General features: G+C 74.4%; 21 protein-coding genes. 19 read left to right on the plus strand and 2 right to left on the minus strand.

Annotation, left to right across the window (positions count from 1 at the left end; all coding sequences use genetic code 11):
- Positions 1-2: 2 nt before the first annotated feature.
- The 7 genes from lepB (at position 3) to IXW69_RS08585 (ending at position 7,375) form a co-directional block, all read left to right on the plus strand.
- Positions 3-1,493 (plus strand): signal peptidase I, encoded by a 1,491-nt coding sequence (lepB, locus tag IXW69_RS11710; protein WP_228525141.1) that lies wholly within the window; start codon positions 3-5, stop codon positions 1,491-1,493.
- Positions 1,490-2,224 (plus strand): ribonuclease HII, encoded by a 735-nt coding sequence (locus IXW69_RS08560; protein ID WP_323745248.1) that lies wholly within the window; start codon positions 1,490-1,492, stop codon positions 2,222-2,224. Before lepB ends, IXW69_RS08560 begins: the two co-directional genes overlap by 4 nt.
- Before the next feature lie 62 nt (positions 2,225-2,286).
- Complete coding sequence (locus IXW69_RS08565; RefSeq protein WP_194785925.1) at positions 2,287-2,592, plus strand: DUF2469 domain-containing protein; 306 nt, start codon at positions 2,287-2,289, stop codon at positions 2,590-2,592.
- A gap of 150 nt (positions 2,593-2,742) precedes the next feature.
- Positions 2,743-3,288 (plus strand): YraN family protein, encoded by a 546-nt coding sequence (locus IXW69_RS08570; RefSeq protein ID WP_323745249.1) that lies wholly within the window; start codon positions 2,743-2,745, stop codon positions 3,286-3,288.
- Positions 3,288-4,865 carry a YifB family Mg chelatase-like AAA ATPase gene (locus IXW69_RS08575; RefSeq protein ID WP_194785926.1) on the plus strand — a complete coding sequence of 526 codons (1,578 nt, stop codon included), beginning with the start codon at positions 3,288-3,290 and terminating at the stop codon, positions 4,863-4,865. Before IXW69_RS08570 ends, IXW69_RS08575 begins: the two co-directional genes overlap by 1 nt.
- A 200-nt stretch (positions 4,866-5,065) precedes the next feature.
- Complete coding sequence (locus IXW69_RS08580; protein WP_228525158.1) at positions 5,066-6,328, plus strand: DNA-processing protein DprA; 1,263 nt, start codon at positions 5,066-5,068, stop codon at positions 6,326-6,328.
- 9 nt (positions 6,329-6,337) lie between these two features.
- A complete protein-coding gene (locus tag IXW69_RS08585; RefSeq protein ID WP_194785927.1) occupies positions 6,338-7,375 on the plus strand; it encodes a tyrosine recombinase XerC in 1,038 nt (345 codons plus the stop codon).
- 77 nt (positions 7,376-7,452) lie between these two features.
- On the opposite strand, the gene IXW69_RS08590 is transcribed toward IXW69_RS08585, so the two are convergent.
- Positions 7,453-8,109 carry a murein hydrolase activator EnvC family protein gene (locus IXW69_RS08590; RefSeq protein ID WP_194785928.1) on the minus strand — a complete coding sequence of 219 codons (657 nt, stop codon included), beginning with the start codon at positions 8,107-8,109 and terminating at the stop codon, positions 7,453-7,455.
- A gap of 595 nt (positions 8,110-8,704) precedes the next feature.
- Here IXW69_RS08590 and rpsB point away from each other — a divergent pair.
- From rpsB to IXW69_RS08635, 9 genes are all read left to right on the plus strand, one after another.
- Positions 8,705-9,568: a 30S ribosomal protein S2 gene (gene rpsB / locus IXW69_RS08595; RefSeq protein WP_194785929.1), complete on the plus strand. Its 864-nt coding sequence runs from the start codon at positions 8,705-8,707 to the stop codon at positions 9,566-9,568.
- Positions 9,569-9,610: 42 nt separating this feature from the next.
- Entirely contained in the window at positions 9,611-10,450 is an 840-nt protein-coding gene (tsf, locus tag IXW69_RS08600) for a translation elongation factor Ts (protein ID WP_194785930.1), read from the plus strand.
- A 265-nt stretch (positions 10,451-10,715) separates the two neighbouring features.
- Complete coding sequence (gene pyrH / locus IXW69_RS08605) at positions 10,716-11,456, plus strand: UMP kinase (protein ID WP_194785931.1); 741 nt, start codon at positions 10,716-10,718, stop codon at positions 11,454-11,456.
- Between the two features lie 55 nt (positions 11,457-11,511).
- On the plus strand, positions 11,512-12,069 hold the full coding sequence (frr, locus tag IXW69_RS08610; protein ID WP_194785932.1) for a ribosome recycling factor: 558 nt from the start codon (positions 11,512-11,514) through the stop codon (positions 12,067-12,069).
- A gap of 162 nt (positions 12,070-12,231) precedes the next feature.
- Positions 12,232-13,164, plus strand: coding sequence for a phosphatidate cytidylyltransferase (locus IXW69_RS08615; protein ID WP_194785956.1), 933 nt, complete (start codon positions 12,232-12,234; stop codon positions 13,162-13,164).
- 199 nt (positions 13,165-13,363) lie between these two features.
- Positions 13,364-14,644 (plus strand): 23S rRNA (adenine(2503)-C(2))-methyltransferase RlmN, encoded by a 1,281-nt coding sequence (gene rlmN, locus IXW69_RS08620; RefSeq protein ID WP_194785933.1) that lies wholly within the window; start codon positions 13,364-13,366, stop codon positions 14,642-14,644.
- Positions 14,645-14,670: 26 nt separating this feature from the next.
- The gene (locus tag IXW69_RS08625; RefSeq protein ID WP_194785957.1) at positions 14,671-15,207 is read left to right on the plus strand and encodes a DivIVA domain-containing protein; all 537 of its coding nucleotides are present in this window, start codon (positions 14,671-14,673) and stop codon (positions 15,205-15,207) included.
- 78 nt (positions 15,208-15,285) lie between these two features.
- Positions 15,286-16,605 (plus strand): M50 family metallopeptidase, encoded by a 1,320-nt coding sequence (locus IXW69_RS08630; protein WP_194785934.1) that lies wholly within the window; start codon positions 15,286-15,288, stop codon positions 16,603-16,605.
- An 11-nt stretch (positions 16,606-16,616) separates the two neighbouring features.
- On the plus strand, positions 16,617-17,579 hold the full coding sequence (locus IXW69_RS08635) for a GNAT family N-acetyltransferase (RefSeq protein WP_194785935.1): 963 nt from the start codon (positions 16,617-16,619) through the stop codon (positions 17,577-17,579).
- Positions 17,580-17,654: 75 nt separating this feature from the next.
- Here the strand turns inward: IXW69_RS08635 and IXW69_RS08640 are convergent, their stop codons facing one another.
- Complete coding sequence (locus IXW69_RS08640) at positions 17,655-20,360, minus strand: acetyl-CoA C-acyltransferase (protein WP_194785936.1); 2,706 nt, start codon at positions 20,358-20,360, stop codon at positions 17,655-17,657.
- A gap of 161 nt (positions 20,361-20,521) precedes the next feature.
- Between IXW69_RS08640 and IXW69_RS08645 the strand changes: the two genes are divergently transcribed.
- From IXW69_RS08645 to IXW69_RS08655, 3 genes are all read left to right on the plus strand, one after another.
- Positions 20,522-21,718 (plus strand): hydroxymethylglutaryl-CoA synthase, encoded by a 1,197-nt coding sequence (locus IXW69_RS08645; RefSeq protein WP_194785937.1) that lies wholly within the window; start codon positions 20,522-20,524, stop codon positions 21,716-21,718.
- Between the two features lie 120 nt (positions 21,719-21,838).
- A complete protein-coding gene (locus IXW69_RS08650) occupies positions 21,839-22,171 on the plus strand; it encodes a hypothetical protein (protein WP_323745250.1) in 333 nt (110 codons plus the stop codon).
- Positions 22,168-23,529: a tripartite tricarboxylate transporter permease gene (locus IXW69_RS08655; protein WP_194785938.1), complete on the plus strand. Its 1,362-nt coding sequence runs from the start codon at positions 22,168-22,170 to the stop codon at positions 23,527-23,529. Before IXW69_RS08650 ends, IXW69_RS08655 begins: the two co-directional genes overlap by 4 nt.
- Positions 23,530-23,600 lie beyond the last annotated feature (71 nt).

Below are 23,600 nucleotides of genomic sequence, written 5' to 3' on the forward strand. Positions count from 1 at the left end.
CGATGAGCACTGCCGAGAGCCCGCGCACGGGCGACGACGGCGCCGGCGCCGCTCCCACCAGCGCTCCCGAGCACGGAGCCGGGCAGGCGGTCGAAGGGCCCGAGGCGGAGCCCGTCGACGAGATCGTCGCGCTGCGACGCGCACCGATCGAGGACCCCGACCTCGCCCTCATCAGCCCCTACCACGAGGACCCGGAGGCGCCCTCCGGTGACTCGCTCGCGGCCGAGTCGACGGTGTCCGGTGCCGCGGACGCGCCGCTGCCGGAGCTCCTCGTCGACGACGACGGGCTGGACGGTGCCCTTCCCGGCGCTTCGGCAGGAGACCCGGGCGCTGGAGCGCCCAGGCGAACTCCCGGTCCGGCGCCTGCGAGCTCGCGCGCCGGCGTGCCGCTCGACCTCGCTGAGCCGACGGTCGCACCTGCCGTGGTGCTCTCCCCTCAGACAGCCGAGCCGTCGGCGCCCTCGGACCCAGCGACCAGCGGCACCCGCCCACGCCCGGGCGCGGCGAGCGATCCGGCCGTCACGGGTGAGGCCCCGGCCGTCCCGGCCGGGTACCCGCACGCGTCCCGTCCGGGTACGGAGCCCGGCCCGGAGCCGGCCGCCCTCGCCGCCCCGACCGACATCGACACGGCCGCGCGCGGCGACGCTGACTCCGGTGAGGAGCCCCTCCGCGTCGCCGAGACGCCCGACGTGGCCGTCCCCGTCGCACCCGTCCGGCTGCCCCCCTCCTACCCGCCGGTCCACCGGCCCGAGCCGCTGCCCGTGCCCGCACGCGTCGGCGAGGCACGAACCGAGGGGCGCGAGCCGCGTCGCTGGGGCGGGACGATCGGCGTGGTCCTCGTCGTCGTCCTCATCTCGGCGCTCCTCAAGACCTTCGTCGTCCAGACCTTCACGATCCCGTCCTCCTCGATGGAGACGACCCTCATGACGGGGGACCGCGTCGCGGTGAGCGTCTGGGACGCCGACGACGTCCAGAAGGGTGACGTCGTCGTCTTCAAGGACCCCGACAACTGGCTCGACGTCAAGGATCCCACCGGTGTCCGGGCCTTCGTCCAGGACGCCCTCATCCTCATCCACCTGCTCCCCGAGGACTCCGGTCACCACCTCATCAAGCGTGTCATCGGCACCGCCGGGGACCACGTCGTCTCCGACGGCAAGGGCAGGATCACCGTCAACGGCGTCGCCGTCGACGAGACCTACGTCGAGAAGGGCGAGTTGCCCTCCGCGGTGGCCTTCGACGTCACCGTCCCCGAGGGCTACCTGTGGGTCATGGGCGACAACCGCGCCCACTCCTTTGACTCCCGCTACCACCAGAACGATGCGCACCACGGCTTCGTCCCCGTCGAGGACGTCGTCGGCGTCGCGCGCGACGTCATCTGGCCCGTCACCCAGTGGTCCGACGTCCATGACGGCACCAAGGTCTTCGACGACGTTCCCGCCCCCACCGGCAAGGCGCCCACGCTCCCCACGCCGGCGGCGGAGGACGGAGCGTGAGCCCCGCCCGGATCCGGCCCGACCGCCTCGCGGAGTCCGGGCTCCTCCAGACTCACGAGCTCGTCGGCGGCATGGACGAGGTAGGCCGCGGCTCCCTCGCCGGGCCCGTGAGCGTCGGACTCGCCGTCGTCTCCCGCCGGACCCCCGACGCCTTCCCCGAGGGCCTGGCCGACTCCAAGCAGCTCACGCCGCGGCGCCGCGAGGCGCTCGTCGAGCCCTGCCGCCAGTGGGTCCTCGACTCCGCCGTCGCCCACGCGAGCCCCGGGGAGATCGACGCCCTCGGGATCGTCGGGGCGCTCCGCCTCGCCGGACGACGAGCCCTCGCCCAGGTCGCCTCCCGCGGGCACGCGCCCGACGTCGTCATCCTGGACGGCTCCGCCGACTGGCTCACGGAGCCCGAGCCCGACCTGCTCTCCGGACTGGCCGCCCCGGCAGCCCCTGCACGGCCGGGACCCGGGGACGACGGTCTCCCGACCGCTCTGATCACCCCGCCCGTGCGCACGGAGGTCAAGGGGGACGCCCGCTGCGCCGTCGTCGCCGCGGCCTCCGTGCTCGCGAAGGTCGAGCGCGACGCCCTCATGACGGCTCTGCCCGACCCGGGCTACGCGTGGGCCGCCAACAAGGGCTACGCCTCGGCCGCCCACGTCGACGGGCTCGCACGGCTCGGCGCCTCCGAGCAGCACCGGCGCTCGTGGCGGCTGCCGGGCGTGGACCGGTTCACCGCGGGCTGAGAGGCGCCGACAGGCCGTCGGACGGGTTTCGCGCCCGGGCGGGCCGCGGGCATGATGGCCCGGTGAGCGCTGAAGACCTGGAGTCCTACGAGAACGACCTCGAGCTCGACCTCTACCGCGAGTACCGCGACGTGGTCTCGCTCTTCTCCTACGTCGTGGAGACCGAGCGGCGCTTCTACCTGGCCAACGGCGTCGACGTGCAGGTCCGCACCAACGGCGGAGAGGTCTTCTTCGAGCTCACCCTCGAGGACGCCTGGGTCTGGGACATCTACCGGGCCAGCCGCTTCGTCAAGTCCGTCCACGTCGTCACCTTCAAGGACGTCAACGTCGAGGAGCTCACCAAGCCGGAGATGGACATCCCGTCCTGATCCGGGGGCCGGCCGCGTCGCGCGGCGGCACCGGCCGTCGCGTCGCGGGGCACCACAGCCTCGCACCCTGACGGGCGCCTCCCCAGCGGCGCAGGGCCGGGAGGCGTCCGGACGCCTCCGACGCGCAGGCTCGTCGCGGAGGTGATCCGCGTGAGCCCACGCACCCAGACCAGGACCGAGACGCACCACGGCCCCGACGCGGCCGACATCGAGGAGCCCCAACCAGCGGGGTCATGCATGAGGCGGCGCGAGCCCAAGGGCCCGCAGAGCGATCCGCGGGCTGACACCGCGGCACGTCGTCGCGAGGCCGCCCGCCGCCGGCGCGAGACCGGACGCGCGGGTGAGGAGCTGGCCGCCCGCTACCTCGCCGACGCCGGGTGGACCGTCCTCGACCGCAACTGGCGTCCCGGCGGCGGGCTGCGCGGCGAGCTCGACGTCGTGGCCCTCGAGCCGCCCGCCCACGGCGGCGGCATGACGCTCGTCGCCGTCGAGGTCAAGACCCGTACCAGCACCGCCATGGGCGAGCCCGCCGAGGCCGTCGGCCCCGCCAAGCTCGCTCGGCTCCGCGCCCTCGCCGTCGCCTGGGCGGTCGACCACGAGGTCCTGCGCACGCCCGTGCGCGTCGACGTCGTGTCCGTCCTGGCGCCGCCCGGGAGAACGCCTCTCGTGCGGCACCACCGCGGGGTCGGGATCTGATGGGGCTCGCCCGCGCCCTCGCCGTCACCCTCACCGGGCTCACCGGCCACCTCGTCGAGGTCGAGGCCCACTCCTCCTCGGGGCTGCCGGGCTTCACCCTCGTCGGCCTGCCCGACGCCGCCGTGCGCGAGTCACGCGAACGGGTCCGAGCCGCGCTGTCCACGTGCGGCGTGGCCTGGGGCGAGCGCCGCGTGACCGTCAACCTCTCGCCGGCCGACCTGCCCAAGACCGGCACCGGCTTCGACGCGGCCCTCGCGCTCGCGGTCCTCGGTGCCCGGGGCGACCTCCCGCGCCGGGGCGTCGAGGCCCTCGCCGGCACCGTGCTCATCGGCGAGCTGGGGCTCGACGGCACCCTCCACCCCGTGCGCGGGATCCTGCCCGCCGTGCGCGCGGCGGTCGAGGCCGGCGTCACGCAGGTCGTCGTCGCTGCTGCCGCCGTGCCGGAGGCGTCCCTCGTCCCCGGGGCGCACGTGACCGGCGCCGCCCACCTCGCCGAGGTCATCGAGGCCCTCGGCGGCGAGGTCCCCAGCCCCGCCACCGAGCTGGCCCGCCGGGCCCGCGACCGCGTGGCCGAGACCGCGTCCCGCCCCGACGCCGCGCCCGAGCGCCGCCGGACCCCGGACCTCGCCGACGTCGTCGGCCAGGACGAGGCCCGTCACGCCCTCGAGGTCGCCGCCGCGGGCGGTCACCACCTGCTCCTCGTCGGACCGCCCGGAGCCGGCAAGACGATGCTCGCGGAGCGACTGCCCTCGATCCTGCCGCCACTGGAGCCCGAGGACGCCGTCACCGTCACCTCCCTGCACTCCGTGGCCGGGCTCTTCCGTGCTGACACAGGGCTCCTCACCGTGCCGCCGCTGCGCAGCCCTCACCACACCGCGACCCGCGCGGCCGTCATCGGCGGGGGATCGGGCACGCCCCGCCCGGGGGACGTCTCCCTCGCCCACCGCGGCGTGCTCCTGCTCGACGAGGCCCCGGAGTTCCCCGCCGGCGTCCTCGACTGCCTGCGCCAGCCCCTGGAGTCCGGTGAGGTCACCATCGACCGCGCCGGAGGCCGGGCCACGTACCCGGCGGCGTTCCAGCTCGTCCTCGCCGCCAACCCCTGCCCCTGCGGGAAGGCCGGAGGCCGCGGCCTGGAGTGCACGTGCACGTCGCTGCAGCGCCGGCGCTACTTCTCCCGGCTCTCGGGGCCGCTCCTGGACCGCGTCGACATCCAGGTCGAGGTCGGCCCCGTCTCCGCGGCTGACCTCGCCGACGGGGCACGCGGAGAGCCGAGCGACGTCGTCGCCGCTCGCGTCGCTGAGGCTCGCGAGCGCGCCGCCCGGCACCTGGACGGCACGCCGTGGCGGCTCATGAGCGAGGTCCCCGGCTCGTGGGTCCGCTCGACCGCCTCGGGCACCGACCCGGCGCTCGTCGGTCGGCTCATGGGAGCCCTGGACCGCGGCGACCTCTCCCTGCGGGGCGTCGACCGCGTGCTCCGCCTCGCCTGGACGCTCGCCTTCCTCGCAGGACGCGACGCGCCTGCCCCCACCGACCTCGGGGCCGCCCTGGCCCTGCGCACGAGAGGAGCACGCCCGTGACGACGAGCAGCGTCAGCACCACGGACACTGAGGACGCGGCACCCACAACCTCGGTGACGAGCACCGTGAGCCCGCAGCCCGCTGTGACCAACGGTCCGTCCCGTGCCCCCGGGGAGGCGCGCCCCGCTGCCAGGGGCCGGCCAGCCGCGCCCCCGAGACGGACCGCCGCCACCAGCGGACCTCGAGCCGGGGCCGACCGACTGCGTCGTCTCCTCGAGGCCGGGGACGCCGACCTCCTGCGTGCCTCGTGGTCCCGGCTCACCGAGCCCGCCGACCTCGCCCCCACCGCCCTGATGACCGCTCTCGGCCCGGTGCACGCCACCCGCTGGCTGCTCGAGGAGGCCCTCGACGCCGACGGCGCGCCCAGATCGGCACCCCGCCCGCCCCTGCCACCGCGGGGCGACGCCGCGGCCGCCTCCGCCTGGTGGGCGCGAGCCGCTGGCCGCTGGGCGCCCCGCCTCGACGGGCTCGACGTCCGCCGCGAGATCGACGTCCTCGAGCACCTCGGCGGCACCCTCCTCGTCCCCGGCGACGAGACATGGCCCGTGGGCCTCGACGAGCTCGAGCAGCCACCACACTGCCTCTGGCTGCGAGGAGACCCGTGGGCACTCACCGGACGCGACCGGTCGGGAGCGGCCCCGGCCGCCGGAGGCTTGGGAGCCGGGCAGCTCCTCGCCCTCGTCGGCGCCCGCGACTCGAGCCCCTACGGCGAGCGAGTCGCCTCGATGACGGCCCGCGAGCTCGTCGAGCGGGGAGCCGTCGTCGTCTCCGGAGGCGCGTACGGCATCGACGCCGCCGCGCACCGCGGAGCCCTGTCAGCCCCGACCGGCGCCGGCCGGGCGGCGGGGACGACGGTCGCCGTCTCCGCCGGGGGAGTGGACCGCCTCTATCCGGCGGGCAACGCGGACCTCCTGCGAGCCGTCATCGAGGCCGGCGCGCTCGTCGCCGAGGTCCCGCCGGGGAGCCAGCCCGCCCGGCACCGCTTCCTCACCCGCAACCGGCTCATCGCCGCGCTCGCGGGTGCCACCGTCGTCGTCGAGGCGGCCTGGCGCTCCGGGGCCCTGTCCACCGCGCGTCACGCCCGCGACCTCGGGCGCCCCCTCGGCGCCGTGCCCGGCCCGGTCACCTCGATGGGGTCAGTGGGGTGTCACCGGCTCCTGCGCGAGGGCGCCGTCTGCGTCACCGACGCCGCGGAGGCGCTCGAGCTCGTGCTCCCTCTCGGCGCCACCGACCCGGACGCCGCCAAGGCCGCCGACCCGGCCCTGGCCGGTTTTGGCCTCCTCGACGGGCTCGACGGTGACGCCGCCGCGGTCCTCGACGCCATGCCCGCACGGGGCTCCGCCACGCCCGAGTCCCTCGCCCGGGCCGCCGGGCTCTCCGTGCGCGAGGCGACCGCGGCGCTCGGCCTCCTCGAGCTCGCCGGCCGGGTGCGCTCTGACGGCGGCCGCTGGCGGCGCGCGTAGCCTGGGGGCATGCCGGAGCACAACGACAGGGGGGCCGCGCGCGCGCTGCCGGACACGCGCGGCGAGCTCATCGACGCCTGGTTCCGCCACCTCTCGCTCCAACGGGGCCTCTCCGAGCACACCGTGCGCGCCTACTGCGGCGACCTCGAGGACCTCCTCACCTTCCTCGGCGTCGGCCCGGGGGAGACCGAGCCGGTTGACGGCGCCCTCGCCAGCCTCGACCTCGCCGACCTGCGCGCGTGGCTCGCCGAGCTCGCCGCCTCCGGGCACTCCCGCGCCACGATCGCCCGACGCGCCGCCGCCTGCCGTACCTTCTCGACCTGGGCGCACCGAACCGGTCTCCTTCGCAGCGACGTCGGTGCGCGCCTGCGCTCACCGCGGGCCGACAACCGCTTGCCCTCCGTCCTCACCCGCGAGCAGGCTGAGCGTCTCCTCGCCGTCGCCACCGAGCGGGCCGGGGGCTCGGGGACCTCGGGCGCGGGCTCACCCGCCGGCGCCCCGGCGAACCTGGACGACCAGGACGAGTCGGCGGCCGCCCGCGAGCACGCCCTCGCCACGCGTGACCGCGCCCTCCTCGAGCTGCTCTACGCCACCGGCGTGCGCGTGTCCGAGCTGTGCGGCCTCGACGTCAGCGACCTCGACCGCTCGACCCGCACGCTCCGCGTCCTCGGCAAGGGCAACAAGGAGCGCACCGTCCCCTACGGGACCCCCGCGGCCCGGGCCGTCGACGCGTGGCTCGCCGAGCGCCCCGCACTCGCCGCCGCCGACGCCGGGGACGCGCTCCTGCTCGGCGCGCGCGGACGCCGCATCGACCCGCGCGCCGTGCGCGACGTCGTCCACCGCGCCGCGGCAGCCGCCGACGTGCCCGATCTCGGACCGCACGGTCTGCGGCACTCGGCCGCGACCCACGTCCTGTCCGGGGGTGCGGACCTGCGCAGTGTCCAGGAGCTCCTCGGGCACTCCTCCCTCGCCACGACCCAGCGCTACACGCACGTCTCCGCCGAGCGCCTGCGCAGCGTCTACGAGCAGGCGTTCCCCCGGGCCTGACGACCAACGCCGCCGCTCGACGACGCACACCGGCCGCGCAGGGCCTCGCGCCCAGCGACCTGGCACGCCCGGCCCGCTCAGTCCTCGCCTCCGACCGGCTTGAGCCGGATGACCGGCGGGGAGATGAGCCGCAGCGGGTTGACGTACTCCTTCGGGCCGGTCCGCGCGCCCCAGTGGAGCGCGCTGGCGCCGTCGGAGCGGTGCCCCGGCAGGAGCGTGCCGATGACCTGGCCCCGGGCGACGACCTCGCCGGCCTCGACGCTCGCCTCCACGGGCTCGTAGGTGGTGCGGATCCCGTCGGCGTGGTCGATGGAGACGACCGGCTTCCCGGCGACCGTGCCCGCGAAGGCGACGGTGCCGTCGGCGGCTGCGAGGACGGGTGAACCAGCGGCGAGGGACAGGTCGACGCCGCGGTGCCCCGAGCCCCACCGGGCGGCGGGCGGGGCGAAGTCCTCGAGGACGACGCCGAGCGCGCCCGTCGGCCATCCGTAGTCCCCGCGCGGCGACGGAGCGGCGACCGTGGCCACCGCCCGGGGCGCCGTCGGCTCCTCCGAGACCGCCGGCGCGGCAGGGCTGAGGAGGAGCCCCGACACGGAGACGAGCCCCACGAGGACCGCGGCGAGGCGACGTCGCTTTGGGCGCCCTCGGTCCGGGGCGTCGGCGCCGCGGGTGGGACGGACGGTGCTCGGAGCGCCGTGGACGTTGCGGGGACTGCCTGGGGCTGCGCTGCTCATGACGCGAGCATCCCGGGCTCGCCGCCGGGTGCGCCGCGGTGCTCCTCGGGGCTGTGGAAACGGCGCCCAGGGCACGGTCCTGTGGAGCCCGCCACCGCCCTGTGGCTCCCGCGCTGGTGCACGCGGCCCCGCTCGCACCACCTGGCACGTGACGGGTACGACACCACGGGAGCCCTGGAATGACGCGGATCCGCGGAGGTCGCCCTTCTCCGCTGTGGTAGCCTCGCCCACGCAGTCGTCTGAGGTTCGTCCCCCGGACTCGTCCGGATCGGACCGCAGCGGCTGACTTCGCGTGCCCGTACCCGGCGCCCGAGCGGATCGCTCCGCCCAAGGACCGGGAGCCCTTTCGGACCCGCGGCCGAGGTCCCGCCTCCCCTCACCCGAGGACGGCGGGCGGCCGTGAGTCGCGGGCACCAGGCCCCATCGCGGGCGGTCCTCCCGGACCGGCCGACGAGCCGCGGCCCGCCCCGAGCGGGTCCTCCGGTCAAAGGGGATCAACCACCACAACCCGGGACGCCGTCGCGCCAGCGACGGGCACCGTCCCCTGATGAACTGCGCGCCGGGCAACCTCCCGGTCGCGCGCGAAAGGACCGTCATGGCGATCGTCACCATGCGTCAGCTCCTCGAGTCCGGCGTCCACTTCGGCCACCAGACCCGCCGTTGGAACCCGAAGATGAAGCGCTTCATCCTCACCGAGCGCAACGGCATCTACGTCATCGACCTCCAGCAGTCGGTCGACGGCATCAACACCGCCTACGACTTCGTCAAGGAGACCGTCGCCCGCGGCGGCAACATCCTCTTCGTCGGCACCAAGAAGCAGGCCCAGGCCGCCGTGGCCGAGCAGGCCCAGCGCGTCGGCATGCCCTACGTCAACCAGCGCTGGCTCGGCGGCATGCTCACCAACTTCTCCACCGTGCGCGCCCGCCTGGACCGCATGAAGGAGCTCGAGCAGATCGACTTCGACGACGTGGCCTCCTCCGGTCACACGAAGAAGGAGCTGCTCATGATGCGCCGCGAGAAGGACAAGCTGCAGAAGACCCTCGGCGGCATCCGCGACATGTCCAAGCTCCCGGCCGCCATCTGGGTCGTCGACACCAAGAAGGAGCACCTCGCGATCGCCGAGGCCCAGAAGCTCAACATCCCGGTCGTCGCCATCCTCGACACCAACTGCGACCCCGACGAGGTCACCTACGGCATCCCGGGCAACGACGACGCCATCCGCGCCGTCTCCCTCCTGACCCGCGTCGTCGCCGACGCCGCCGCGGAGGGCCTTCTCGCCCGTTCCGGCGGCAAGGCCCGCACCGGTGAGGAGGCCGACGCCGGCACCGCCGACGCCGAGCCCCTGCCCGAGTGGGAGGCCCAGCTCCTCGCCGGCGCCGAGTCCTCCGAGACCGCAGAGTCCGCTCCCGCCGAGGAGGCCGCCCCGGCCACCGACGCCGAGCAGACCGAGCAGGCCTGAGCTCCCTCCAGCACCCGACACCAGCTTCCAAGGAGACAATCCATGGCGAACTACACCACCGCTGACATCAAGGCGCTGCGCGAGAAGACCGGCGCCGGCATGCTCGACGTCAAGAAGGCCCTCGACGAGGCCAACGGCGACGCCGAGAAGGCCATCGAGATCATCCGCGTCAAGGGCCTCAAGGGCATCGCCAAGCGCGAGGGCCGCTCGGCCTCCGCCGGCCTCATCGCCGCCAAGGTCGTCGACTCCGCCGAGGGCCAGACCGGCGTCATCGTCGAGATCAACGCCGAGACCGACTTCGTCGCCAAGAACGAGAAGTTCATCGAGTTCTCGGACAAGGTCCTCGCGGCCGCCGTCGAGTCCGGCGCCGAGGACGTCGAGGCCCTCAACGAGGTGTCCGTCGACGGCCAGACCGTCAAGGAGCTCACCGACGGCATGCAGGCCGTCATCGGCGAGAAGATCGTCGTCCGTCGCGTCGGTCGCCTCTCTGCCCCCGCCGTCGAGCTCTACCTGCACCGCACCAACCCCGACCTGCCCGCCCAGGTCGCCGTCCTCGTGGGCACCGACGCCAAGGGCGCCGAGGCCGCGCACGACATCGCGATGCACGTGGCCGCCTACTCCCCGCTCTACCTCACCCGCGAGGACGTGCCCGAGGACGTCGTCGCCAAGGAGCGCGAGATCGCCGAGGAGACCACGCGCGCCGAGGGCAAGCCCGAGAAGGCCATCCCGAAGATCGTCGAGGGCCGCCTGAACGGCTACTTCAAGGAGAACTGCCTCGTCGACCAGGCCTTCGCCAAGGACCCCAAGACCACGGTCGGCAAGGTCATCGAGGCCACCGGCGGCACGGTCACCGGCTTCCTCCGCTTCCGCGTCGGCGCCTGATCGCGCCAACGCGCTGACGGCCGCCCCGGTCCACGAGGCGGATCCGCAGACAGGCAGGACCCCCGCGAGCCACGGCTCGCGGGGGTCCCGCGCGTGCCGGGGCCGGTGCGAGCGGGCGCCGCACGGCCGTGACCTGCCGCTCGCGCGGCGCTGCGCGGGCCCCGCGCCCGCAGCCCTCTCGAGAACCGGGTAGGCTCGCCCGGAGGTGCGCGTCCGCGCGCCCGAGGGCCCCGCACCGGGGCGTGAGACCCAGGAGAGAGCACCGATGACCGCCGAGTCCGAGACTGCCACCACCACCAGGCCGCGCCGCGTCCTGCTCAAGCTCTCCGGTGAGGTCTTCGGCGGGGGCAAGGTCGGCGTGGACGCGGACGTCGTCGCTGACGCCGCCCGCCAGATCGCCGACGCGGTCCAGCAGGGCGTCCAGGTCGCCGTCGTCGTCGGCGGTGGCAACTTCTTCCGCGGCGCCGACCTGTCCACCCGCGGCATGGACCGCGCCCGCGCCGACTACATGGGCATGCTGGGCACCGTCATGAACGCCCTCGCCCTCCAGGACTTCATCGAGAAGGCCGGCGTCCCCGCCCGCGTCCAGTCCGCGATCGCGATGACCCAGGTCGCCGAGCCCTACATCCCGCTGCGCGCCATCCGCCACATGCAGAAGGGCCGCGTCGTCGTGTTCGGCGCCGGCGCCGGCCTGCCCTACTTCTCCACGGACACCGTCTCCGCCCAGCGCGCCCTCGAGACCCGCTGCGATGAGCTCCTCGTCGGCAAGAACGGCGTGGACGGCGTCTACACCGCCGACCCGCGCAAGGACCCCAGCGCCGAGCTCCTCGAGACCCTCACGTACGAGCGCGCCCTCGTCGACGGCCTCCAGGTCCTCGACGCCTCCGCCTTCGCCATGAGCCGCGACAACGGCCTGTCCATGCGCGTCTTCGGCATGGGTGAGCCCGGCAACATCACCCGCGCCCTCCTGGGCGAGAAGATCGGCACCCTCGTCACCCGCGACTGAGACCGGCCCCGGCTCACCGCCCCACCAGCCACACCAACGGAAAGGTTCCACCCCGATGATCGACGACGTCATGCTCGAGGCCGAGGAGAAGATGGAGTCCGCCCTCGAGGCGGCCAAGCGTGAGCTCGCCTCCATCCGCACCGGCCGCGCCAACCCCGCCATGTTCAACGGCATCATGGTCGACTATTACGGCGCCCCCACCCCGCTCCAGCAGCTCGCCTCGCTCACCATCCCCGAGGCCCGCACCGTCATCGTGAGCCCCTTCGACCGCGGCGCGATGAAGCAGATCACGAGCGCCATCCGCGAGTCCGACCTCGGCGTCAACCCCACCGACGACGGCAACATCATCCGCGTCACCCTGCCCGCCCTCACCGAGGAGCGCCGCAAGGACTACGTCAAGCTCGCCAAGTCCCGCGCCGAGGAGTCGCGCGTCCAGGTCCGCGGCGTCCGCGGCAAGGCCAAGAAGGAGCTCGAGGCCATCAAGAAGGACGGCGAGGCCGGCGAGGACGACGTCAAGCGCGCCGAGGGCGACCTCGAGGCCCTCACCAAGCGCTTCGTCGAGCAGGTCGACGCCGCCCTCGAGGCCAAGGAGAAGGAGCTCCTCGAGGTCTGAGCCCACGACGAGGCGGGCTGCCCCAGCACGGGGCGGCCCGCCGCGACCGTGACACCGCCGGCCCGGACGGCGTCCGAGCCGGCGCCGACCAGGCCCCACCAGACCGGGCGCCCCAGCGGGCGCCGCCCCCGAGGAAGCAGGCACCAGCCTCCCGTGAGCCTCCTGAGCACGCTCCTGACCCCGCCGCCGACGCGCAACCACGTCCCCCTGCCCTCCACCGGGCGAGCGGGCCGCAACCTGCCCGCCGCCGTCGGGGTCGCCGTCGTCCTCATCGGGACCGTCCTCGCCTCCCTCGTCTTCAACAAGATCGTCTTCGTCGGCGTCGTCGTCCTCGCCGTCTGCGGCGCCCTGTGGGAGCTCGCCGGCGCCTTCGCCCGCAAGGACATCCGCCTCCCGCTGCCGCCCCTGTGGCTCGGCACCCTCGGCATCGCCGTGTGCGCCTGGCGCGTCGGGGCCGAGGCGGCGCTCGGCGCCTACCTCGCCACCGCCGGCGCCTGCGTCCTGTGGGCCTTCCTCGAGCAGGCCGAGACCGAGGCCGGGACCGCCCTCGAGCGCGCCGACCACGACGGCGTCCCGCGCACGAGCACGCACGACGCGGTCCGCCGCTCGCGCTCCGTGGCCGCCTCCGCGGCCGTCCTCGCCGCCACGTACCTGCCCTTCCTCGCGGGCTTCGCCGTCCTCATCACCGCCCAGGACCAGGGCGTCGGCAAGACGCTCATGCTCATCGCCCTGCCTGTCGCCAACGACACGGGCGGCTGGCTCGCCGGCATCACCTTCGGCAAGCACCCCATGGCGCCCTCCGTCTCACCGAAGAAGTCCTGGGAGGGCTTCGCCGGCTCCGTGGTGGCCGCCGTCCTCGCCGGGGTCCTGTGCCTGTGGGGGCTCGGCGGACCCGTGTGGGCCGGGGCCCTGCTCGGCGCCTGCACGGTCGTCGTCTCCACGCTGGGCGACCTGGGGGAGTCCCTCCTCAAGCGCGACCTCGGCCTCAAGGACATGGGCACGCTCCTGCCGGGCCACGGTGGGCTCATGGACCGACTCGACTCCATCCTCGTGGCCGCGCCCCTCGTCTACCTTTTCACGCTCATCGTCTGGTGAGCCGCCGGACCGAACGACGTCGGCCCGACCCGGCGCCTGCCGGCCAGCAGTGCTGACCGCGTGAGCGGAGGCCGCGGACGGAGGAACGGCCCCGGCCCTGTCCGCACACGGCGGAGCGCGCCGCCTGGGTCGCCGCCGCCGCTCGCACTAGAGTGCGCAGCAGCGCCAGAACCGCCCACCCGAGAGGACCGCAGGCTCCGTGAGCACCCCCAACGACCGCACTCGCCGCGCACCGCGCCGCCCCGAGCCCGTCGCCCTCCGGCGCGGGCCCGTCGGCCCCGTCCCCGGCGAGGTCCAGGTGCTCCCCACCGACCAGCCGCCCGAGGGCGCCACCAGCCCCGACGCGCGCCCCCGCCTCTCCTTCGCCGTCCCGCCGGCCCGTGGCAAGGCCCCCAAGCACCTCGCCGACTACGAACTCGCCGGCCGCAAGAAGGCCCTCAAGGACGCCGGGCTCCAGCCCTTCCGCGCCGACCAGCTCTCCCGCCACTACTTCACGCGCTTCACCCGCGACGCCGAGGACATGACCGACCTCCCCGCCGGCCAGCGCGAGCAGCTCGCCACCGAGCTCCTCCCCGAGCTCATCCACGAGGTCCGCGCCCTGCGGGCAGACGGCGGACGCACCATCAAGCACCTGTGGGAGCTCCACGACGGCGTCCGCGTCGAGTCCGTCCTCATGCGCTACAAGGACCGCACCACCCTGTGCGTCTCCTCCCAGGCCGGCTGCGGCATGGCGTGCCCCTTCTGCGCCACCGGCCAGATGGGGCTGACCCGCAACCTGTCGACCGCGGAGATCGTCGAGCAGGTCCGCTACGCCGCCCAGGCCTCCGAGCGCGGGGACCTCACCGGTGGGCCCGCGCGCCTGTCCAACGTCGTCTTCATGGGCATGGGTGAGCCGATGATCAACTACAAGAACGTCGTCGGAGCGCTTCACCGCATGATCGACCCCGCCCCGGAGGGCTTTGGCCTCTCCGCCCGCGGCATCACCGTCTCCACCGTCGGCCTCGTGCCCCTCATCCGGAGGCTCGCGGGGGAGGGACTGCCGGTCACCCTGGCTGTCTCCCTCCACGCCCCCGACGACGAGCTGCGCGACGAGCTCATCCCGATCAACTCCAAGTGGAAGGTCGGCGAGCTCCTCGACGCCGCCCACGACTACTACGAGACCACCGGCCGGCGCGTGTCCATCGAGTACGCCCTCATCAAGGACATGAACGACCACGCCTGGCGCGCCCAGCGCCTCGCCGACGAGCTCAACGCCCGCGGCCACGGCTGGGCCCACGTCAACCCCATCCCGCTCAACCCGACGCCGGGCTCCATCTGGACCTGCTCCACGCAGGAGGCGCAGGACGAGTTCGTCGAGACCCTGCGCCGGGCCGGCATCACGACCACCGTGCGCGACACCCGCGGAAGCGACATCGACGGCGCCTGCGGCCAGCTGGCCACCGAGGTGCTCAACCAGGAGAGAGGCAGGGCCAAGGCGTGAGCAGTACGAAGCGCGGCTCCGAGGAGATGTTCCCCAAGGTCGGCCACCTGCGGCGCGGCTACCGCCCCGAGCAGGTCGACGTCTACTTCACGACCGCCCGGGGCATCTACGACGACGGTGAGATCGACGAGATGGACTCCGAGGGCGTGCGCGCCGTCGCCTTCGACGTCGTCCGCGGCGGCTACCAGCCCGACGCCGTCGACGCCGCCCTCGACCGGCTCGAGTCCGCCTTCCTCCAGCGGCGCCGCTCCGAGTACGTCGCCGAGAAGGGCCGTGAGGCCTGGATGGACGAGGTCCAGGAGCTCGCCACCACGCTCTACCCGCGCCTCCTGCGCCCCGAGGGGGAGCGCTTCGCTCCCGCCGAGAAGCAGGGCTACCTCAAGGAGGACGTGGACGCCCTCATGGACCGCGTCTCCGCCTACTTCGACGACGACAAGGCCCTGGCCTCCACCGAGGTCCGGGGCGCGACCTTCCGCGCGGCCCGCCGCGAGAAGGCCTACGACGAGCCCAGCGTGGACCGCTACCTCGCCCGCGTCGTCGAGGTCCTCCTCTCCGTCGAGTGACCCGCCCGCGGCCCGCGTCGCGGGCCGCCCGACGACCACCCGACGACCGGTCCGCAGCCGGATGACACAGGAGGCCACGTGCCCACAGCCCTCGCCTACGCCCTCGGGGTCCTCATCCTCATCGTGGGGATCGGGCTGTCCGTCGCCCTCCACGAGCTCGGGCACATGCTGCCCGCCAAGCGCTTCGGCGTGAAGGTCCCCGAGTACTTCATCGGCTTCGGCCCCCATCTCTGGTCCACGACCCGCGGAGGCACCGAGTACGGCGTCAAGGCGATCTGGCTCGGCGGGTACTGCCGCCTGCTCGGCATGATCCCGCCCGCGCCTCCCGGGCGCGTCGACAAGCCCGGCTCCCTCATCGCCCAGGCCCGCGAGGAGTCCCTCGCCGAGCTCGCGCCCGACGAGCAGGACCGGGCCTTCTACCGCCTCACCGTGCCGCGCAAGCTCGCCGTCATGGCCGGCGGCATCCTCACGAACCTCGCTCTCGGCGTCATCCTGCTCGCGGTCGCGCTCGGCGTCGTCGGCCAGCCCGCCTACACCTCCACCGTCGCGAGCGTCGCGAGCTGCGTCTCCTCCGACGTCGACGCCGGGAAGGCCTGCACGAGCTCCGACCCCGCCTCCCCGGCCTCCGCCGCCGGCCTGCGCGTCGGCGACGAGATCGTCTCCTGGAACGGCACCGCCACGAGCACCTGGACCGAGGTCCAGGACGCCATCGTCGCCGGAGGGACCGTCCCCGCCACCGTCGTCGTCGAGCGTGACGGCGAGGACCTGACCCTCACCGTCACCGCCGTCGAGGTCGAGCGCACCGTGTACACGGACTCCGGGGACGTCAAGAAGGACGCCGACGGCCGCACCGTCACCGGGAAGCGCCCCTACGTCGGCATCGGCCCCGAGCTCGGCACCCAGCGCTCCTCCGCCGGGCAGATCGCCGGCGACGTCACCACCGCCGTCGGCCAGACCCTCGGCGCCATCGTCACGATCCCGTCCGGCCTCTACCACGCCGTCGCCGCCGGTCTCGGCCTCGAGGAGCGCAGCTCCCAGGGCCTCATCTCGCTCGTCGGGATGGGGCGCATCGCCGGCGAGGTGACGAGCGCCGGCACCGGCTCGGGAGGCGGCACCATCCCCTTCTCGGCGCGCCTGTTCTCCATGCTGAGCCTCCTCGGCTCCCTCAACCTCGCGCTCTTCGCCTTCAACCTGGTCCCGCTCCTGCCGCTCGACGGCGGGCACATCGCGGGCGCCCTGTGGGAGGGAGCGCGTCGACGGATCGCGCGCCTCCGCGGCCGCCCCGACCCCGGCTACGTCGACGTCGCCCGCATGCTCCCCGTCGGCCAGGTCGTCCTCGTCCTCCTCATCAGCATGACCGTGGTCCTCGTCTGGGTGGACCTCGTCGCCCCCGTGTGAACCGGCCCGCCGTGCGCCTCCTGCCCCACCCGGTCACGCCCGTGAGCCCCGAGCACGTCTCAGGGCTCCTCTCCCTGACCGACCTCGACCCGGTCGGCGGCCTCGCCCTCGCCCACCAGGTCTCGCGCTGGACCCGTTGGGGGCGCGGCGACGTCGTCGTCCTCGGACGCCCCGGCAGGCCCGACGGCGCGGCCTGGGCCACGGGCTCCCTCATGCCCTTCGGCCTCGCGCCCCGGCCCCGGCTCGGGCACGACGGCGCGGACAGGGGACAGCTGCGCGCACTCGCGGCGCACGCCCGCGCGCGGCTCACCCGCCAGGGCTCCGTCTCCGGACCCGCGCAGGACGTCGAGGCCGTCTGGCCCGAGCTCGTCGCCATCGGTCAGGCGTCCCGTGAGGAGCGGTGGGTCCAGCCCCTCCTCGTCGCCCCCTTCCCGCCCGAGGGGCTCGCCGACGGCGTCGTCCGGGCGCGCCCCGCCGCGCGCTGGGCCGCCGAGGGCCTGCGCGCCGCCCGCGGCGAGGAGACCGGTCTCGTGCTGCCCGCCTCCGTCGCCATGTTCGTCGGCGAGCTCGGCTACGACCCGACGGCCTCGGGCGGCTCCTACGCCCGGCACGTCGAGGGGCTCGTCGCCATGGGTCGCTCCTACGTCCTCCTCGACGACGGCACTGGCCGCCCGCCCGTGCCGGGAGGCCCGGTCGAGGCGGCCTTCAAGGCCGACGTCGGCGCGATGCGGCGCGGCGAGGGCGGTCGCCCCGGCGTCGCCCAGCTCACCGGCGTGTGGACCCGCGACGACCTGCGCGGACGCGGGGTCGCGACGGCGGCGCTCGCCACCACCGTGGACCGCGTGCGCGCCGAGCACCTGGGCCCCGACGGGATCGTCAGCCTCTACGTCAACGACTTCAACACACCCGCGATCGGCCTGTACTCCGGCCTCGGCTTCGAGCGCGTCGGGACCTACGCGACGGTGCTCCTGTAAGCACCGGGCGCAGCGCCTGCTGAGCGCCCGCTGAGCGGTCCGCGCCTCAGCCCACGCGCCGCGCCTCCTCGGGCGTCAGCCCAGGCCCGCGAGGATCGCCCGCGCCGTCTCCTCGTTCATGCGCTCCGCGTGCCGCAGCCCCTCGGCCACGGCCTCGATCCGGGCGCCGGTCGCCCCGACGGCCATGGCGAGGGCGCGCGCCTGCAGGTTCATGTGCCCGCGCTGGATCCCGTCGGTGACGAGCGCTCGCACGGCGGTGAGGTTCTGGGCCAGGCCCGTCGCCGCGGCCACGCGCGCGAGATCGACGGCGGAGTCCGCGCCGAGCAGGCCGAGGGCGGCGCGAGCCTCGGGCAGCGCCCGGGAGGAGCCGCCCACGGTCGCCATCGGCAGCGGCAGCGTCATCTCGCCGTGCAGCACGACGCCGCCGTCCTCTCCGGTCCGCGTCGACCACTGCGACAGGCCGCGGTAGCGGCCGTCACGTGCCGCCCAGGCGTGGCAGCCCGCCTCGATCGCCCGGGTGTCGTTCCCGACGGCGAGGACGACTGCGTGGACGCCGTTCATGACGCCCTTGTTGTGGGTGACGGCGCGGTGCACGTCCACCTGGGCGAGGTCGGAGGCCAGGGCGATCCTGCGGGCCTGCTCGGCGCCCAGGCCCTCGAGGACGGCACGGCCCTCGGCGGAGTTCGCGGAGGGACCGCTCTCGGCGCCGACGCCCGCCGCGGCGGCGTCGCGTCGGGAGACGAGCAGGTGCGCGGGCACGTCGCAGGACACGGTTACGAGGGACTCCGTGGCGTCGTTGGAGATGATCGCCATGAGCACCTCCTCACGGGGCAGCCGCTCGCGCAGGAGGGCGGCGACCGCCTCGGCGATCGCGTCGACGATGTTCGCGCCCTGGGCGTCTCGGACGTCGACGAGGAGGTCGAGGCAGACGAACGAGCGGGCGCGCGGTCCGTCTCCGTCGTCGTCGGAGCCACTGCCGTCCGGGCCCACTGGGCCGGCGACCTCCCGGACGCGTACGTCGCGCAGCCCGCCGCCCCGCTTGAGGATCGAGGGGTAGGCCTTGGCGGCCGCCTCGTCGATCTCGGGGCCCAGCGCGGAGATCGTCCGCGGCAGGTCGGCGGCGACCGGGTTGACGAGCACGACCTGCCCGATCATGAGACGGCCGGGGACCTGCGTGCGGAAGCCCCCGGCGCCGCGGACGATGCGCGCGCCGTTCGAGGCGGCGGCGACGACGCTCGCCTCCTCGGTGGTCATCGGCACGGTCCACGAGCGGCCGTCGACGACGAGCCCCGGCAGCACGCCGAGCGGCAGGTGCGTCTGGCCGACCTGGTTCTCGATGAGGCCGGCGGCCGTGTCAGGGGCGAGGCCGAGCGGCGAGGCGAGGACCTCGGCGTCGGCGGGGGAGAGGACGCCGTCGTCGACGAGCCGCTCGCGGCGCCCGGCGGGGCTGAGCCGGTAGAAGGGGACGGAGGTGCCACCCGACGGGGCGGTGGTGGAGGTCGAGGCCTCCGCAGCGGCACTCTCCTTACCGAGACCCGCAGGTCGTTCCAGGAGGGCGGCGAGCCCGAGGCCGCCGCCGACGCACAGGGAGGCGACGCCGCGGGACTCACCCTCGCGCACCATCCGGTGAGCCAGGGTGACGAGGAGGCGGACGCCGGTCGAGCCGAGGGGGTGCCCCAGGGCGATGGCCCCGCCGTCGGGGTTGACGCGTGCCGGGTCGAGGCCGAGCTCGCGGGTGGCCGCCACTGTCGTCACGGCGAAGGCCTCGTTGATCTCCCAGGAGTCCACGTCGCCGACAGCGTGCCCGGTTCGCTCCAGGAGCGCCGGGATGGCGAAGCGCGGCGCGATGCCCATGACCGCCGGGTCGATGGCGATCTCCTCGTAGTCGGTGAGCCGGGCCAGGACCGGCAGACCGTGCGCTCGTGCGTACGCCGCGGAGGCCAGGACGACGGCGGAGGCGCCGTCCGTGACGGGCGAGGCGTTGGCCGCGGTGACGACGCCGTCCTCGGAGAAGACGGGGGACAGAGCGGCGATGCCCTCGGCGGTCGAGCCGCCTCGGATGGGCTCGTCGGCCGTCATGACGGTGCCGTTGGTGAGCGCGACCGGCACGATCTCCGCGTCGAAGACGCCGTCCTCGGTGGCGGCGGCGGCCCGCTGCTGGGAGACGAGCGCCCACGCGTCCTGAGAGGCCCGGTCGACGCCCCACCGCTGCGACACCTCCTCGGCGGTGAGCCCCATCGGCGTGCCCGTGAAGGCGTCCTCGAGGGCGTCCGTCATGAGCGACGGACGGGGCTCGCCGTAGGAGCGGGTCCCGTCGTCGTAGGCGGAAACGAGGGGCGCCCGGGTCATCGACTCCGTGCCCGCCGCGACGACGACCTCGGCGCGCCCGAGCTGGATGAGCTGGGCGCCGAGCACGACGGCCTTCAGGCCCGAGCCGCACACCTCGTTCACGGTGGTGGCCGGGACATCGTGCGCCAGCCCAGCGCCCAGGCTAACCTGCCGGGCGACGTTCTGCCCCGAGCCCGCCTGGATGACGTTGCCGACGACGACCTGGGCGACGTCCTCGCGCACGCTCGGCACGGCGTCGAGCGCCCCGCGGACGGCGAGGACCCCGAGGTCCACGGCGCTGCGATCGGCCAGGGCCCCGCGGCGCCTCCCCATCGGTGTGCGCACGGCCGCCACGAGGACGACGTCGTCGTCCGCCAGCGGTACCGGTGCCGGAGCGGAGCCGCTGGTCAGGGCCCCGTCCTCGGCTCCCTGAGCGGTGCGTGCGTCGTTCATGGCGTCCCCCGTCCTGAGAAGATATCCGGCGTAGTCTAGGGCACTCGGACCACCCGGGTCCGCCCCGCCGCGAGACTCGCGGCGGTGCCCGCACACCGGTCCCCGGAACGCTCCGACGACGGCGCGGACCCGGGGGCGACGCCACACCACTGGAGGACCCCGTGCCCATCGGAATCGACGCCCTCGAGATCGCGACCCCACGCCTCTTCCTCCCGATGACGGACCTCGCCCTCGCCCGCGACGTCGATCCCGCCAAGTTCCACGTCGGCCTCGGCCAGGACGAGATGGCCGTCGCGCCGGCCACCGCCGACCCCGTGACCCTCGGCGCCCGTGCCGCGGCGGCCGTCCTCGACCGCACCGAGCAGTCCGACCGCGACGCCCTCGGCCTCATCGTGCTCGGCACCGAGTCCGGCGTCGACGCCTCCAAGGCCATGGCCGTCATGGTGCACGGCCTCCTCGCCCAGGAGTACCGGCTGCCCGACACGGTGCGCGCCTTCGACCTGCGCGAGGCGTGCTACGGCGGCACCGCGGGCCTCCTCACCGCCGTCGACTACGTCGCCGCCCACCCCGGCCGTACCGCTCTCGTCATCGCCACCGACCTCGCCCGCTACGGCCTGCGCACCGGTGGTGAGCCCACGCAGGGAGCCGGCGCCGTCGCCATGCTGGTGCGCGAGGACCCGCGCCTCCTCGTGATCGACCCCGCCACGACCGCCGTCACCACCGACGTCTACGACTTCTGGCGCCCCGAGGGCGAGGACGTCCCGCGCGTCGACGGCAAGCTTTCCAACCGCTGCTACACGGAGACCTTCACCCGCGCCTGGGAGGCCCACACCGCCGCCACCGGGCTCGACCTGCCGGACTACGCGGCCCTGTGCTTCCACCTGCCCTACACGAAGATGGGGCGCAAGGCGCTCGCCTGCGTCCTCACCCCGGATCAGGCCGCCGGGCGCGGGCTCACCAGGATCCACGACCGCTACGAGGAGTCGATCGCCTACTCGCGCCGCATCGGCAACTGCTACACGGCCTCGCTCTGGCTCGGCGTCGCCTCGCTCCTCGACGCCGGGAGCATCGCCGCCGGGGACCGCCTCGCACTCTTCTCCTACGGCTCTGGCGCCGTCGGCGAGCTCATTGACGCGACCGTCGTGGACGGCTTCGAGGAGCGCCGCGACCCGGACGCCGAGCGCGCCCGCCTCGACGCCCGCACGGCGCTCACCGTCGAGCAGTACGAGCAGGTCCTCACCGAGTCCCTGGATCCCGCCGGCGAGGACACGAGCGGCACGGCCTTCGTCGACGAGGGGCCGTACGCCCTCACCGGCGTCGAGGGCGGCATCCGCCGGTACCGCAGGCCGCGCGGCTGAGCCGACGGGCTGGTTCGCGGTCGCACGGGTCCCCGGCGGCGGCGCTCCCTCTCCCGACGTCCGCCGCGACGAGACCGGGAGCACGGCGCGGGAGCGGCCCAGCCGCTAGCATCGGCCCTCGTGCACAACCCCGATACAGCTCCCACGGGCACCGCCGCGACGGCTGAGGCGGCGCCCAACGTCGAGGTCTGGAACGACCTCGTCTCGCCCCGAGACCTGCTCGTCTGCCTCCTCGTCTCCGCGGCCTGCGCCGTCGTCTCCCTCGTCATCGCCGGAGCGACCGGCTCCCAGCCCCTCTTCTGGAGCCTGGGCGGCTGCGTCCTCGGCTTCGTCATCAGCTGCCTCGTCGTGCGGCCCAAGCGCGAGGTCCTCGTCATCGACGACACGGTGGAACACACCTCCGACGACGCTGCCGCCGACTCGGTCACCACCAGCGAGGGAGCAGCCCGATGACCCTCGCCATGCTCGGGACCGTCCTCCTCGCCGTCCTCGGCGCCATCGTCCTCTACTCCTTCATCGGCTTCATCCCCGGCACCGACGAGACGAGCGTCCTCGCGCCCGTCACCCTCACCCTCGTGCTCGCCGGCGCCGCACCCCAGGTCGTCCTGTCCTTCTTCATCGCCGCGATCGTCACCCTCAACCTCATGAACGCGATCCCGACGGCGCTCGTCGGCCTGCCCGGCGGCGTCATGAGCGCCCCGCTCATGGACCACGCCGTCCTCCTGCGCTCCCGCGGGCTCGCCGCGACGACCATCCGGAAGATGGCCGTCGGCAGCGCCATCGGCACCGTCGTGTCCATCCCGCTGTCCTTCGCCCTCGCGGGACTGCTGGCCCCGATCGCCGAGCCCATCAAGTCCCAGGCGCCGGTCATCCTCGCCGCCGGCGCCGTCCTCCTGGCGCTGCTCGGGCGGAACAAGGTGATCGCGCTCGTCTCGATCATCCCGCTCGCCCTCATGTTCCAGGCACTGCCGGCCCTCTACCGCTCCGCCGGCGTCATCGCGCAGGACAAGAGCGTCAACGTCTCCTTCTTCCTCGGCATCACCGTCGGCCCCATGCTGCTCACCCTGCTCGAGGTCCTCAACACCCGTCTGCGCGAGGGTCTGCCCCACGGCCACCTCACCGAGGCCCGCTTCACGCGCGCTGGCTTCGACGAGACAGAGCTGCGACCCACGCGGCTCGTCACGCGCGCCGAGGGTTGGTGGAGCGCCGCCATGGCCGCCGTCTCGACGCCGCTCTTCGTCCTGTCCCCGGTGGGACTCACCTTCCTCCTCGGGGAGTCGGCGGCGGCGCGCGCGGGCAAGGACCCGGTCAGGAAGGCGCAGCGGGCCGTCACCGTCATGAGCGCCCTCACCCACTCGACCTACCTCGCGGGCGTCATCATCCCGCTCGTCGCGCTCGGCATCCCGATCTCCGGCGTCTCCGCCGGGCCCGCCGGGCCGCTCTTCCAGGCCGGCACCGTCTACACGCTCGATCACAACCTCCACCACCTGCTGAGCACCTGGCAGTTCGTCGTCTGCACGCTCATCGGGGCACTGCTGGCGGTCGTCGTCACCTACGTCGTCGCCGTGCGGTGGTCGAGCCAGATCACGCGCTTCGTCATGCGGCACGTGCCCCACGAGGCCGTCCTCGCGCTCTTCATCGCGCTCATCCTCGTGCTCGCCTACATCGACGCCGGCGTCGCCAACGTCTTCGGCGTCCTGCTCATCGGCGTCGTGTGCGGCGCCTTCAACCGCCTCGGCGTCTCCTACGGCGTCCAGTTCATGACGCTCTACGCCTCGGCCGGCGTCGTCACCTGGCTCACGGCGGTCTGAACAGCCGGCTGCTGACGACGACGGCGGGGCCGGTCCTCCCGAGAGGGAGACCGGCCCCGCCGTCGTACGTG

Origin of the sequence: Actinomyces haliotis, from assembly GCF_015355765.1 — a bacterium.
GTDB lineage: Bacteria > Actinomycetota > Actinomycetes > Actinomycetales > Actinomycetaceae > Actinomyces > Actinomyces haliotis.

What these genes read in the sequence shown, in the direction of transcription:
- lepB (WP_228525141.1), top strand. Translation starts at nt 3, where the DNA reads ATGAGCACTGCCGAGAGCCCGCGCACGGGCGACGACGGCGCCGGCGCC.
- frr (WP_194785932.1), top strand. Translation starts at nt 11,512, where the DNA reads ATGATCGACGACGTCATGCTCGAGGCCGAGGAGAAGATGGAGTCCGCC.
- rpsB (WP_194785929.1), top strand. Translation starts at nt 8,705, where the DNA reads ATGGCGATCGTCACCATGCGTCAGCTCCTCGAGTCCGGCGTCCACTTC.
- IXW69_RS08585 (WP_194785927.1), top strand. Translation starts at nt 6,338, where the DNA reads ATGCCGGAGCACAACGACAGGGGGGCCGCGCGCGCGCTGCCGGACACG.
- IXW69_RS08625 (WP_194785957.1), top strand. Translation starts at nt 14,671, where the DNA reads ATGTTCCCCAAGGTCGGCCACCTGCGGCGCGGCTACCGCCCCGAGCAG.
- pyrH (WP_194785931.1), top strand. Translation starts at nt 10,716, where the DNA reads ATGACCGCCGAGTCCGAGACTGCCACCACCACCAGGCCGCGCCGCGTC.
- IXW69_RS08640 (WP_194785936.1), bottom strand. Translation starts at nt 20,360, where the DNA reads ATGAACGACGCACGCACCGCTCAGGGAGCCGAGGACGGGGCCCTGACC.
- tsf (WP_194785930.1), top strand. Translation starts at nt 9,611, where the DNA reads ATGGCGAACTACACCACCGCTGACATCAAGGCGCTGCGCGAGAAGACC.
- IXW69_RS08575 (WP_194785926.1), top strand. Translation starts at nt 3,288, where the DNA reads ATGGGGCTCGCCCGCGCCCTCGCCGTCACCCTCACCGGGCTCACCGGC.
- IXW69_RS08590 (WP_194785928.1), bottom strand. Translation starts at nt 8,109, where the DNA reads ATGAGCAGCGCAGCCCCAGGCAGTCCCCGCAACGTCCACGGCGCTCCG.
- IXW69_RS08655 (WP_194785938.1), top strand. Translation starts at nt 22,168, where the DNA reads ATGACCCTCGCCATGCTCGGGACCGTCCTCCTCGCCGTCCTCGGCGCC.